This is a genomic window from Paraglaciecola sp. 20A4, from assembly GCF_011378905.1.
Taxonomy (GTDB): Bacteria; Pseudomonadota; Gammaproteobacteria; order Enterobacterales; family Alteromonadaceae; genus Paraglaciecola.
This window is the reverse complement of record NZ_WTPY01000010.1, coordinates 112,602-126,481: the sequence shown is the minus strand read 5'-3', so window position 1 is coordinate 126,481 and position 13,880 is coordinate 112,602. Positions and strand designations below refer to the sequence as shown.

7 protein-coding genes, 1 tRNA gene and 1 pseudogene are annotated in these 13,880 nt (G+C 43.1%); 7 read left to right on the top strand and 2 right to left on the bottom strand.

What is annotated here, in order from left to right; translation table 11 throughout:
• The first annotated feature begins 170 nt into the window (after positions 1–170).
• The 4 genes and pseudogenes from GQS54_RS12025 (at position 171) to cynS (ending at position 4,422) form a co-directional block, all read left to right on the top strand.
• A tRNA-Gly gene (locus tag GQS54_RS12025) sits at positions 171–245 on the top strand.
• Between the two features lie 1,099 nt (positions 246–1,344).
• Complete coding sequence (locus tag GQS54_RS12020) at positions 1,345–2,211, top strand: formate/nitrite transporter family protein (RefSeq protein ID WP_166424226.1); 867 nt, start codon at positions 1,345–1,347, stop codon at positions 2,209–2,211.
• Entirely contained in the window at positions 2,198–3,940 is a 1,743-nt protein-coding gene (locus tag GQS54_RS12015) for a bifunctional protein-serine/threonine kinase/phosphatase (RefSeq protein WP_166424225.1), read from the top strand. The genes GQS54_RS12020 and GQS54_RS12015 overlap by 14 nt, the downstream gene beginning before the upstream one ends.
• 65 nt (positions 3,941–4,005) lie before the next feature.
• Positions 4,006–4,422: pseudogene (cynS, locus tag GQS54_RS12010) on the top strand (cyanase).
• A gap of 52 nt (positions 4,423–4,474) precedes the next feature.
• On the opposite strand, the gene GQS54_RS12005 reads toward cynS, so the two are convergent.
• Complete coding sequence (locus GQS54_RS12005; protein WP_166424224.1) at positions 4,475–5,776, bottom strand: PAS domain-containing methyl-accepting chemotaxis protein; 1,302 nt, start codon at positions 5,774–5,776, stop codon at positions 4,475–4,477.
• 266 nt (positions 5,777–6,042) lie between these two features.
• Positions 6,043–7,626, bottom strand: coding sequence for a nitric oxide reductase transcriptional regulator NorR (gene norR / locus GQS54_RS12000; protein WP_166424223.1), 1,584 nt, complete (start codon positions 7,624–7,626; stop codon positions 6,043–6,045).
• Positions 7,627–8,133: 507 nt separating this feature from the next.
• On the opposite strand from norR, the gene GQS54_RS11995 reads away from it, so the two are divergent.
• The 3 genes from GQS54_RS11995 (at position 8,134) to GQS54_RS11985 (ending at position 13,679) form a co-directional block, all read left to right on the top strand.
• Entirely contained in the window at positions 8,134–9,408 is a 1,275-nt protein-coding gene (locus GQS54_RS11995; protein WP_166424222.1) for an NnrS family protein, read from the top strand.
• Positions 9,409–9,463: 55 nt separating this feature from the next.
• A complete protein-coding gene (hmpA, locus tag GQS54_RS11990; protein WP_166424221.1) occupies positions 9,464–10,654 on the top strand; it encodes an NO-inducible flavohemoprotein in 1,191 nt (396 codons plus the stop codon).
• A 661-nt stretch (positions 10,655–11,315) separates the two neighbouring features.
• A complete protein-coding gene (locus tag GQS54_RS11985; RefSeq protein WP_240919921.1) occupies positions 11,316–13,679 on the top strand; it encodes a TonB-dependent receptor in 2,364 nt (787 codons plus the stop codon).
• Positions 13,680–13,880 lie beyond the last annotated feature (201 nt).

Here is a 13,880-nt window from a genome sequence, read left to right as displayed (position 1 = left end):
CAAATTTAGACGTTGAAAGTAATAGAACATAATTACTTAGTATGCGACCCCAAGGGGTCACGACAACGCGGTTGCCGTAACGCGGTTAGCGGATACGAATCTCGTTTCCCGTAACGCGGTTAGCGATCCAAATTTGAAAGTGACAAAGTTAGTAAACACCACATCATTATGCGGGAATAGCTCAGTGGTAGAGCACAACCTTGCCAAGGTTGGGGTCGCGAGTTCGAATCTCGTTTCCCGCTCCAAATTTAGACGTTGAAAGTAATAGAATATAACTACTTAGTATGCGACCCCAAGGGGTCACGACAACGCGGTTGCCGGTTACGGATCTCGTTTCCCGCTCCAATTTCGACTATTCAGTCAAGTTTCAATATTATACATTTTTGGGTAAGCGACCAGTCGCGACAACGCGGTTGCCGTAACGCGGTTAGCGGTTATGAATCTCGTTTCCCGTAACGCGGTTAGCGCTCCAATTTTGACTATTCAGTCAAGTTTCAATATTATACATTTTTGGGTAAGCGACCAGTCGCGACAACGCGGTTGCCGGTTACGAATCTCGTTTCCCGTAACGCGGTTAGCGCTCCAATTTCGACTATTCAATCAAGTTTCAATATTATACATTTTTGGGTAAGCGACCACTCACGATCGGGCGCCGACCGCAACTCGGTTGGCGCAACGCAGTTGCCGTAACGCGGTTAGCGCTCCAATTTCGACTATTCAGTCAAGTTTCAATATTATACATTTTTGGGTAAGCGACCAGTCGCTATCGAGCGCTGACCGCAACTCGGTTGACGCAACGCACTTGCCTTAACGCGGTTAGCGGTTATGAATCTCGTTTCCCGTAACGCGGTTAGCGCTCCAATTTCGACGATTCAGTCAAGTTTCAATATTATACATTTTTGGGTAAGCGACCAGTCGGGATCGAGCGTCGACCGCAACTCGGTTGGCGCAACTCGGTTGCCGCAACGCGCTTGTGCAGTTAGATACCTAAAGTAGATGTTTATTCTTTCCGGCATTTTTCGGTGTTGAGCGAAAATGTAGCGTGTTTGCACTCGTAAAGTTATTTTTGCACCAAAATGTTTCAAGTGAATACCGCTGATTTTAATTAACTAATTGAAAATGATGGAATTTATTAATTGGCATAAGACTTGTTATAGCTTAAGTCATGTTCGGGTGATTTTGCCCTCTCAAACAAATTAATTCAGACGACGGCGTCTAGTCTTTGTGCTTCACAGCAGAAAGACTGGCGCCGTTTTTTTTGGTTTGCTTGAAAGGACAAAATTAATGAAATACCCGAACAAGATTGAAAACTAGCTAAACACATTCACTTAAACGGGGTTACTTATGGCTTATTTATTACCGGCAGAGTTTGTCACTAAAATGGTAGACGCAGGGGAATCGAAAGTATTTATGTCGACGCGAGATACATTGATCCGCGGCTACATGGCGGGTGCAATTTTAGCGTTGGCGGCGGTTTTTGCTATTACGATTGCGGTGCAAACGGGCATGTTCCTACTGGGGGCTATTTTATTCCCTGTAGGTTTTTGTATGTTGTATTTAATGGGATTTGACTTGCTAACCGGGGTTTTCGTCTTGACGCCACTAGCCCTTATAGATAAACGACCCGGCGTGACTATTCAAGGAGTATTGCGCAATTGGGGTTTGGTATTTTTAGGTAATTTTGGTGGTGCGTTAACAGTCGCCATTATGATGGCCTTCATCTTTACTTATGGATTTAACGCCGACCCCGGAGCGATAGGTAAAAAAGTTGCTTCAATCGGCGAAGCTCGAACTTTGGGTTATGCTGAATATGGTACTGCAGGTTGGTTTACTATTTTTATTCGCGGCATGTTGTGTAACTGGATGGTATCTCTAGGCGTGGTTGGAGCAATGATTTCAACTCATGTCAGCGGTAAAGTGATCGCCATGTGGATGCCGATATTCTTGTTCTTCTTTATGGGTTTTGAGCATTCAGTGGTTAACATGTTTTTGTTTCCATTCAGCCTTATCTTAGGTGGTGACTTCTCAGTAATGGATTACCTCGTATGGAACGAAATACCTACTGCATTGGGTAACTTAGTGGGCGGCTTAGCCTTCACTGGCTTAACCTTGTATAGCACCCATGTACGTACAGCACCAAAACGTAATTTACCTTATACAAAAACGGCTGATTTAGCCTCAAGCTCAGTTGCTGAGCATGCATCTCGCTAAGTTAGTGGCTGGCCAGCATAGTATTGCTGGCCTTAAATCTATTAACCAGGATTATAGCGCTTGGCATAGTGCTGATGACACCCAGAGTCGCTTAAAAGGGCATGTGCTGGCTATTGCTGATGGTATCGGCAGTAGCAACGTTAGTCAGGTCGCGAGTAAAGCGGCAGTTAATAGCTTTTTGCAAGATTATTATGCCACATCTGATGCCTGGTCAGTTGAAACGTCTGCCAGACGAGTGATGCAGTCTATTAATGCGTGGCTGCATGGTTATACCAAACAAAGTGAATTTCGCTACGATATTGAGAAAGGTTATGTATGCACTTTTAGTGCATTGGTTATCAAAGGCAATACGGCACACATTTTTCACGTTGGTGATGCGCGCGTTTATCTTTTACGAGACGGTGTATTAGAGCAACTTTCTAATGACCATCGACAGTATGCCGCGCAAGGGAAAAGTTACTTGAGCCGCGCGCTCGGAATGCATCCTCAGCTTGATATTGATTATTCTCATATTCCTGTTTGTCAGGGTGATACGTTTATCTTGTGTACTGACGGGGTGCACGAATACTTATCACCTGGGGATATGCTGCAAACGATAACATCTGCGCAGGACATTGATGGTGAACATTCTGCTAACGCACTCGCTGAGACAATGGTGCACAAGGCCCTGACCAATGGAGGAGATGATAATCTGACGTTGCAACTTGCTCGGGTACAAAGGCTGATGACATCCCAGCATAAGCCCATTACCAGCGAATTGACCGCTTTGCCTTTACCCCCTATGTTGCAAGCCGGAGATGATTTTGACGGTTATTGCGTCGTTCGTTCTTTGCATGTATCGCCACGTAGTCATGTATATTTAGTGGAAGATGTCGCGACTTCGCAACAATGGGTTTTGAAAACACCTTCTGTGGACTTATCGGATAACGATGAGTATTTAGAACGCTTCTGTTTAGAAGAATGGATCGGACGACGCATTCATAATCCTCATGTACTAAATGTTCCCCCTAGCGCGAGGCCTAAACACTTTATTTATTCGGTGGCTGAATACGTGCAAGGTCAGTCATTGCGCCAATGGATAACCGACAACCCTAAACCAGAGCTTGAAGCTGTACGGGACATTATTGAACAAATCGCTAAGGGTCTTCAGGCTTTTCACCGTTTAGATATGTTGCATCAAGATATTCGTCCTGAAAACATCATGATTGACCTACAAGGCACCGTAAAAATCATCGATTTTGGTTCGACCACGGTGGCGGGGTTACAGGAAGTAGGGCAGGGATGTAGCAACAATGAGTTACTCGGCACCGCTTTGTATATGGCACCGGAATATTTTTTAGGCGAAGTTGGTACACCTCGCTCAGATACGTTTTCATTAGCTGTGTTGGCGTATTACATGCTGAGCGGGCGCTTTCCATATCACACTCACGTGGCTAAAACGCGAACACGTGCCCAGCAAAATAGATTAATTTATCAGTCCGTCAGAGACGACAATAGCGTTTTGCCCGCATGGTTAGATGCCACTTTATATAAAGCGCTACGAATTGACCCGTTTAAGCGTTATATAGAGCTCTCAGAATTTATATATGACTTGCGCAGTCCTAACTCGGACTTCGTGCGCAAAGCTAAACCACCCATTATGGAGCGAAATCCCGTCGCTTTTTGGCAAGGGATTGCCAGTGCGCTGCTTATCAGCAATCTGTATTTTATATATTTATATTTAACTTAAAAATTTCAACATTATTTTAATTAGGAGTAAATTTTACGCAAAGCAGAGAGCAAGTCACATAAGCAATTCTAGTAGCAAAAGTGAAAAAAGGGATAACTTGGCAACAACTTGCCCAAGACGTAGGGCAATCAAAGGAGTGGACAACCGCTGGATGCCTTGGACAAATGACTTTTAACACCCAGCAAGCAAGAATAGTTGCTAAGATTTTTGATTTAGATTAAAACGCTGAGGCTTGGTTGCAAGTCGTGCCTTACAAAGGCTCGTTTACCCAAAGTGTGCCAAACGACCCCTTACTCTACCGTTTATATGAGATGATAAACGTATACGGAAAAACAATTAAGTCTTTAATCCAAGATGAGTTTGGAGATGGCATTATGAGCGCTATTGATTTCTCGATGGATATAAAACGTGAAGAAAATAGCGCGGGTGATAGGGTTAGTATCGAGCTATCAGGTAAGTTCTTACCCTGTAAATCGTACTAACAAACGTCATTGATAGCTGACCGCTTTTACAATAATCGGACCCGCTATAATATTAGTTTTCGTTACGTAACTGATTAACGGTTTCACTCACATATTTTGCGCCCGTTAATACTTCTTCAATAATAGTCGCAGCTTCTTCCACCTGTTTGGCACTTTGCAGTGATTGCTCGTGAATATCGGCGATGCTGTCTTTGGCTTTTTGGGTGAGCGCGCTATTACTGGTAACTAATTGTTCAATACCAGCTGTCGAGCTGACTGTTCTGGCAGCAAGGGTGCGCACCTCATCCGCCACCACGGCAAAACCGCGACCATATTCCCCGGCACGAGCCGCTTCAATGGCTGCATTAAGAGCAAGTAAATTAGTTTGATCAGCGATAGCACTAATGGTTGTCACTATTTTTGAAATTTCCTGGGAGCGTTTATTTAGCTGTTCGATAAGATCGGTAGAAGTAAGTGTGCTACGTACGATCGCGCTTGACGTATCTACGGTGCGTTGCAAAATAACGGCACCATCTTTAGAAATTTTAGCCGTTTGCATTGAGGTGCTGTAAGCAATTTCTGCTGCCTCTTGTGTCGCGAGTTGCTGTTCGATACGCGTTGTCACATTTGATGCGATTTTAACGATCTTTATCACATGTCCTTGCTCATCAAATACAGGATTATACGTCGCTTCAAGCCATACCGTATTCCCCGTTTTTGTTAGCCGGCTAAATTGACCACCTTTAAATTCTCCCTTAGCTAACTCCATCCAGAAGTTAGGATTTTCACGGTAGAAATTCTCAGAGCAAAACATTCGATGGTGCTTGCCTGCTATATCATTTACCGAGCTATAACCCATGGTTTGTAGAAAATTAGAGTTGGCGCTTATCACTTCACCCGTGGGTGTAAACTCAATCAGTGCGTTTGAACGATCAAGAGATTCAAAAATAGCCGTTTGGCTGTCTAAGCGTTGTTTCTCAGCAGTGATATCATTAGCAATTTTTATAATTCTAACAATTTTGCCATTTTGCTCCACAGGAAAATAAGTCGCCTCGAGCCATAAATCACCGCCATCTTTACGTTTTCGCAAGAAGGTACCGTTAGTGCTTTCACCGTGCGCTAGCTGCGTCCAAAATGACTGATACTGTCTAGACCCTGACTCTTCTTTAGTACAAAAAATCCGATGGTGTTGATCTTTTATCTCTAATAGGTTGTATCCGACAGCATTTAAAAATAGAGGGTTTGCATCTAATATTATGCCCTCGGGCGAAAAAGATATCGTCGCGCAATGTCGCTCAAGTGAGCGAATAAATGATAACTCAAAACTGTCGGGTATCGGTGTCTCTAGTTTTGATTTTGTACGTGAAAAAAACATGGTCCTGAACCTCAAGTTATATCATTAAAACAAATGGAAATTATTTTACCGATAAATTTTAATGATAGTGTTAGGGCATAGTATATTAATACAACTGTTTTGGTAGACCTATTGTACAAATATTGCCATAGGGAGCTATTTTTAGCTTTTTTCACTGCTAATCAAGCTATTTAAAAACATTTTCAGCTCCTACAGCTGGCGATTCAATCGACGAATAACTCTCTTTTAGCTGCCATTAAAAACTGCTCGATAGGACGAAAAAGTTGTTACTGCTTGATATTTTTTTCGACACTGATACCTAAACGTTTAGCCAAGCGCGCCAGATTAGCCCGGTCTATATCTAATTGCTTTGCTGCCTGAGTCCAGTTGCCGTGATTATCATTCAGGGCAGCAACAATACGTTGTTTTTGAAACACTTCTGTCATCGTTTTAAGACCTTGTCGAATAGTTGAAACGCTGTGTTTGGGGCCTGTATTAAGCGATTTATTATGCTCTGATTCAGTTGTTAGCGTTCGTTCAAAATCTAAATCTTCAGGGGTTAGAGAGATAATATCTTGTTGCTCTGTATTGCGTGATGCTTTTAGAGAAGCGCGGCTAATAACATGTTCAAGTTCACGCACATTGCCCGGCCATGAATACTCGCGCAGGGCGTCTTGAACCTCTGGACGCATTTTTAGTTGGCGTATGCCGAGTTTACGAGCGGTAACTTCTAAGAAGTAACCAGCGAGCAGTAATACATCATCTTCACGTTCTTTAAGTTCAGGAACGCTAATGGGATACACCGATAAACGGTGATACAGGTCGGCGCGAAAACGCCCTAGTCTAACCTCTTCTGCGAGATCCCGGTTGGTTGCGGCAATAACGCGCACATTGACTATGCTAACTCTGTCTTTACCCACGGGCTGAATCTCACCACTTTGCAGCACGCGCAACAGCTTACTTTGTACACTTAATGGTAATTCTCCGACTTCATCAAGAAAAATAGTCCCGCAGTCGGCTAACTTGAATTTACCTGGACGCTCTTTTTCAGCACCACTAAAAGCCCCCTTCGTATGCCCAAATAGCTCACTTTCTGCCAAGGTCTCTGGGATTGATGCACAGTTTAAATATACTAGAGGCTGCTCTCGGCGATGGGATAGTTGATGTACCGTTCGCGCGACTAACTCTTTGCCAACCCCTGTTTTACCCAAAACCAAAACAGTGTAATCGGAACCTGCAACCAACTGAATATCACTTTTAAGCGCCATCATACTTGGGCTTTTACCGATCAACTCACCACCGTCTCGGGTTAACGCTTCGTGGGTGAGTTCTTGGACCAAGTCTTGGGCTTGTTGGGCTCGTTGTTCTAGTGCTTTAAGCTGAATTGCAGTTTTAAGCGTGGCCGCAGACAGGGCTGATATGAGCTGTAAGGTGCGCTCAGGTATATTGCTAAACGCATTGGGCTGTAAGCTATCAAGTGTTAGTACACCCATCAGCTGGTCATCACTGTACAACGGCAGTCCCATGCATGAATGCACAGGTAAATCACCGTCTTGCGCTAACAATAATCCATCGTAAGGATCGGCCAGTGTCGAGTCAGAAGGAAAGCGCACAGGTTGTTCTGCAGTACATATAAGGCTCAAACGAGGATGATCGCTAAGCTTAAAGCGACGGCCTAATGTGTCAGGTGCCAAACCTTGAATCGCTAAGGGTTTCAACTGATCTTTTTGATAAGCAAGTAATACTACCGCATCGCAATTAATGGCTTTGCGAATCGAAGAAAGCAATCTGTCGAAACGGTCTTCATTGGTAATGCTGTTAGCTAAATCCAGCGCGACCTCTAGTAGAAGAGTTGAATTGAGTTCAATCATATTTTCTATCCGTCAATTACATTATTGTTAATGGGTGAATACTCGCATAAACAAATTTCCGTGTCATATGGTATCAATTGAGTCATTTAGACTTTTATTGTTGGGGTCAATATGACTCTATTTTTTGTATTTTATTATTAAGTTATTGATATTTAGTACTTAAATTTATTGGCATTATTACTGCTATATCAATGTTATATCCGTCAGTTCATTGCTATTAACAGCAGTGAGACGTGAATATAGGAGTCATTTATGGTGTCTTTTGAATTTAGCAATCCTAGCACGCGTTTTAGTAGACTGTTCAATATAGCGAATTCAATCTTGGCGATTTCGTTGGGATTATTGTTGCTTAGTATCATTATTAGTTATCCCTTGTCCGATTTGTTTTCTTTGGGACAACAAATAGCTAGCCATATATTCATTATTATTAGTGCCAGCGTTCTTAAAGTAGCTTACGTCTGTCGATGTATTGCTCAATATGAACAACACAAAGCGGTTTATTAGAAGATGAATACACCACTCAATAGCGCCACTAATAAGCAAGCCAGCAAAGCCAGTAATGAAATTAACCAACTTCACTCACCGACTGAGCCTTTGAGAAAAAATATTAGCGATAGCCCTAGAGCGGTACTATTTGCTTTAGCATTTCGGGCATTTTTCCTATTCGGTACTCTGTGGGCAGTGATCGCCATTGCTATATGGTCTTTGTGGTTTAGCGGAAAATGGACACTGACTTTTGCTATGCCCCCCACGTTATGGCATGCCCATGAAATGATATTCGGGTTTGCAGCCTGCGTCGCAGCCGGTTTTTTACTGACAGCAGTACAAACTTGGACAGGCTTGCGCAGCATTAATGGCTTAGCTCTTATGGGATTAACGTTGCTTTGGGTTATTGCTCGAACGAGCTTATTATTCGGCGATACTCCAGTAAGTATCATCGTGTTTAGCGTAGCGCAATTTTCGTGGTGGTTTGGCGTGGTTGGTTTTTTTAGCTACTTGATAATCAAATCAAAAAATACTGCCAATCGTGTTTTAATTTTACTCTTGGTGGGTATGTTTAGCTTAAATGCTTTGTTCGTGATTATGGTGTTAAAGCAGGAATACGCACTAGCTTCTCATCTTTCCCAAAGCGCTATTGTATTGTTCTGCGCCCTCATATCGCTTGTTGGCGGAAGGGTTATCCCATTTTTTACCGCCCGAGGGCTTACACAGAAACAATATAAGAACCCATTGTTAGATAACGCTTTATTCTGGTTATCACTTATTACCACAGGGGTATTTGCCGCACAGTTTTTTGCAGACTTTACTCTTCAAACCAGCGGCCTATTAATCATGCTTGCGTGTGGTCACTTATGGCGTCTTTGGCGTTGGTATCATCCGGGCATTTGGCAAGTGCCGCTGTTGTGGTCTTTGCATTTAGCTTATTTCGCGATGGCAATAGGCTTATTGTTGGTCAGTATAAGCCTACTCACTTCTTTGTTAGCCCTAAAAGATGCACTGCATCTGATTAGTATAAGCGCTGTGTCGGGCATGATATTAAGCATGATGTCTAGAGTTTCACTGGGTCATACCGGCCGCGTACTTAAGGTTAGTGTTAGTTTGAATGGCGCTTTCGCTCTGTTATTGCTTGCCGGGTTTGTGCGCGCGTTTTCTGCACTTACTCCTCACGTTGTTATTTCTTGGCAGCTGAGTGCAGGATTATGGCTAACGGCGTTTGTATTATTCCTTTGGCACTACCTGCCAGTTCTCATTCGGGCCCGTGTTGACGGTAAACCTGATTAAATTTCTAAGATAAACCCACGATATTTTTTTACTTGACTTAATTAGAGGATTTTTTATGTTGTCAGCTCATACTATCGCCACTGTGAAAAGTACCATTCCTTTGTTGGAATCAGCAGGTGTTGCGATCACCGATCATTTTTACCAGCGCATGTTTCGCTTAAACCCTGAGCTTAAAAATATATTCAATATGGCTAATCAAGCCAATGGTCGTCAACAATTTGCGCTTTTTAGTGCGATTACAGCTTATGCCAAAAATATCGATAACTTAGGTGTGCTAAGTGAAGTTGTTGAGCGAGTGGCCCACAAACACACGAGTTTTTTTATTCAACCTGAGCACTACGATATAGTTGGGCACCATTTAATAGAAACGCTTCGTGAATTAGCGCCAGATGCATTTACGCCTGAGGTAGAGCAAGCTTGGACTGAAGCGTACGGTGCATTAGCGAATATATTTATTAATCGCGAAGGGGACCTTTATAAGCAAACTGAACAGGCTCCTGGGGGCTGGTTAGGCCCACGAAAATTTACTGTGCTGAGTAAAACGCCTGAGTCATCGTTGGTGACCAGTTTTGTATTGTCTCCAGTGGATGGTAAACCGGTTATAGGATATAAACCGGGTCAGTATTTGGGCATAAAAGTTCAGCCTAAGCACTGTGAATATGCTGAAATGCGTCAATATTCATTATCCGACAAACCCAACTCCACCACGTATCGTATTAGCGTTAAACGTGAACAGGGTGAAGTGAATGGCTTGGTATCAAACCACTTACATGAGTCCGTCGAGCAAGGGGATGTACTAGACATATTGCCACCGGCTGGCGACTTCTTTTTACAACATCAACATTTACCGACTGTGCTTATCTCCGCTGGAGTGGGTTTAACACCTATGATGTCGATGCTTGAGGCGACGGTAGATAGCCATCCTCAAACACCGATTCATTTTTTACATGCGTGCGAAAACCCTGATCAACATTCATTTACACAGCGCGTTGCTGAGCTTGAGAACATGACGCCTGAGCTTAATGCATATACTTGGTATGCAAACCACGCTCCTGAGCAAGATAATGTGTTTAGCGGGTTAATGTCGTTAGCACCCATGGCGCAACAGTTGCCCTTGGGCAGCGGTAATTTTTATATTTGTGGCCCTACAGGTTTTATGAAGTTTATGAAAAATCAATTATTGGATTTAGGCGTTAAGGACGCGCAAATTCATTATGAAGTGTTTGGCCCTCACAGCGATTTGTAACAACCGAAATAGAGCAGCATGACTGTATGCTGCTCACTTTCCTCACTTTCCTCACTTTCCTCACTTTCCTCACTTTCCTGTATGCCTTCAAGATCTGCATTAGGGACGCTTATGTCTAACGTTTCTGTAATCCTAACGGGTACGACTTTAGACTCTGTATTTTTTACCTACCCGAAATAAAGTACACGATTAAAGCGGGTATAAGTTCACGATGTGCTGAGCGCACAGGTGTCTATTATTGCTATGTCATTATGATTTAGTGAATAGTTATGCATTATTAACCACTTTAATTTGGTGCAAACGCTAGTCATTTCCACTTTTTTAATCCAGTAATCTCAATTGCAGTAAAGTTTTCTTGAATTTATTTGCGCTATGCATCATTAAGGTGCGCTTCTATCTTTGACTCATATATAACCATTTTTTATGCATAAAAATATGAATTATGCGTGTTAATGGTCTTATTTTTAACCCGCAATGGGAGTTAAAAGCAAAAAAAACAGGCATAGAACCTGCTGAGTCGAACCTGAACATACATTTATTGTGCACCCGTTAACCATAAAAAAAGAGATACACACATATGGCGATAGCTAAACGCTTCCTAACTAAACACACATCAATTGCTTTGGCAGTTTCAGCCACTTTCACCCCTATTACATCGGTAATGGCCCAAAGTGCGGATATTGGCATTGAGACAATCGAAGTCACAGCGACACGCCGCGCTGGTTCATTGCAGGAAGCGCCCTTGAACATCACCGCCCTTACCTCCGATACCTTAGCGGAACAAAATATTGCTGACTTAGATGACGTTGCTCGCTGGGTTCCGGGTTTAACCATTACTGACCAAGGTGGCCGTAACGACTCACCAATTATTGTGCGCGGACTGAACACCAATTCCTCTGGCCCCAGTTCAGATGGTGGAACCGTATCAACTTATGTAGGCGAAATTCCTTTGTTCATCAATATGCGCTTAAATGATATTGACCGCGTGGAAGTACTTATTGGACCACAAGGCACGCTATATGGCGCAGGTACACTTGGCGGTGCGATTCGTTATCTACCTAAAAAAGTAGAGTTAGATGTCACATCAGGTGAAGTGTACGGTGACGTATCGAGTATGAACGAGAGTGACAGTATTGGCGCTGAGGCAGGATTCGTATTTAACACACCGTTGATTGATGATGTACTTGGTGTACGTATGTCCCTTAACAAACTTCATGACCCAGGGTTTGTCGACTACAACTACTTAGTACGTGAAGGGGGGGGGTCTATTGCTGATCCTGATTGGCAAGACGCAAGTAATGTCGATAGTAACCTTCGCTCTAAAAAGGATGCCAACGGCGAAGACACGTTATCTGGCAAAATAGCACTGCGCTGGACCCCCACCGAAGATATCGACGCCACTTTAACGTATTTCTATCAAAAGCAGGAAGTAGAAGGGCGCTCAATTGTTCATTACAATGCCTTGGCCGAAAGCAATGGTTTGAGTGAGGTTATTGGTAAATACGAGTCAGCGTATCGCTACGTTGAGCCACGGGAAAAAGAGGATGATCTTCTTAGTTTAGAATTGACCGTCGATCTTGGATTTGCTGAATTGGTGTCCGCTACAGGTAAATCGAGCTTCGAAGCATTAGGTCAACGAGATCAAACAGATCTATTAATTCGACTAGCCTACAGCTACGAAGAATTCCCCGCATTTTCAAGTTTTACCCGTGAGATCGATAATCGAGATGTATTCACCCAAGAGCTACGTTTAGTTTCTAAGGGGGATTCAGCTCTCACTTGGATCGTTGGTGGCTTCTACAACAAGATAGAGTCGGATGGTGAAAGTCGTGAATTCACCCCTAAATACGACGAATTTGCAGTCAACGTATGGGAAACAGGCGGAAACTTAAGACCTGACTCTCTTGAATATATTTCCGTAGATGAGACAACGACCACTGAAAAGGCCTTATACGGCGAAGTCAGTTACGCCGTGACCGAGCAATTAGATATCACCTTGGGAGCGCGATTTTATCAATACGATTTAGAAACTGCTTCTGATGTTGATTTCCCACTGTTATACACATCTATCCTAACTGAAGACGATGGAGATTTTAGGCAGAGCAACGAAATTATTTTGGATTTGCTGGAAAACAGCGCAGACGATAGTGGAAGTTTGTTTAAATTTAATGCCAGCTATCAATTCAGTCGCGACGTAATGGGCTACGTCACCGTCAGTGAAGGCTTCAGAATCGGTGGTGCAAACGGCATTGGAGCGTGCGATCCAGATGCAAGTGAAGACGTGCAACAGGTTTGTGCGTTGCCAAATGAGCGAATTTACGATGCGGATACTACCACTAACTATGAATTAGGTTTTAAAAGCACGTGGCTTAAAAACAAGTTACATTTCAATGCCGCATTATTCAATGTGGATTGGGATGACGCCCAAGTTTCTGGTTCAACTGAAAATGGCCAGCAGCCAATTTTAGTCAATGCCGGCAAAGCCAACTCAAAAGGAGCTGAAGTGATGGCACGCGCTATTTTCAGCGACGAATTAAGCGCCTATGCGACCTATGCATTCACAAAAGCAGAATTGACTGAGGACGTAACTGACTTGTTCGAAGACTCTGATGCATTCGATGGCGACCGTTTACCTGGCACTCCAGAGCATCAGTTTTCGCTTGGGCTTAAATACTCAACCGAGGTTATGGGGGGTAAGCTACTTGATGTTATTTATGGTATCACTGCACAAAGTGACGTTTACTCTACAATAGGTTTACATGAGTCAGGTGAAGCGCTAGCGGGATATGCTTTGAGTAACGTCAGTGCATCTTTATCTGATGAGGATTGGTCGGTCACCTTATATATTGATAACTTATTTGATAAGTATGCTTATTCTTCGGTAAGAACAGATCTTGGCGATATAGGACAGGCAGTCAGCCCTGATATTAACTCAAACCGAGTGGACATCATGCGTAACTATGGTCATTTTTTAGAAAGACCGCGTACCATTGGGTTAAAATTCAATTATCAATTTGGTATGTAAGCGATAATCGACTATTCAGGGCACCTAAGGTGCCCTTTTTTATTGATATTATTACTCAGCTAGCGTCAATATAGTCAGATATTGAGGAAAATTAAGAGTCCTATGCAAGAAATCAAGCAGTTACATCAACAGGCTATCACTGCGCTTAATAAACGTGATTTTGCGCAAGCACACAGCTTGAGTGTACAAATTATCAAGCAC

Excerpts from the sequence above, each read along its gene's own strand:
- GQS54_RS12020 (WP_166424226.1), top strand. The coding sequence starts at position 1,345 with ATGGCTTATTTATTACCGGCAGAGTTTGTCACTAAAATGGTAGACGCA.
- GQS54_RS12015 (WP_166424225.1), top strand. The coding sequence starts at position 2,198 with ATGCATCTCGCTAAGTTAGTGGCTGGCCAGCATAGTATTGCTGGCCTT.
- GQS54_RS12005 (WP_166424224.1), bottom strand. The coding sequence starts at position 5,776 with ATGTTTTTTTCACGTACAAAATCAAAACTAGAGACACCGATACCCGAC.
- norR (WP_166424223.1), bottom strand. The coding sequence starts at position 7,626 with ATGATTGAACTCAATTCAACTCTTCTACTAGAGGTCGCGCTGGATTTA.
- GQS54_RS11995 (WP_166424222.1), top strand. The coding sequence starts at position 8,134 with ATGAATACACCACTCAATAGCGCCACTAATAAGCAAGCCAGCAAAGCC.
- hmpA (WP_166424221.1), top strand. The coding sequence starts at position 9,464 with ATGTTGTCAGCTCATACTATCGCCACTGTGAAAAGTACCATTCCTTTG.
- GQS54_RS11985 (WP_240919921.1), top strand. The coding sequence starts at position 11,316 with ATGGCCCAAAGTGCGGATATTGGCATTGAGACAATCGAAGTCACAGCG.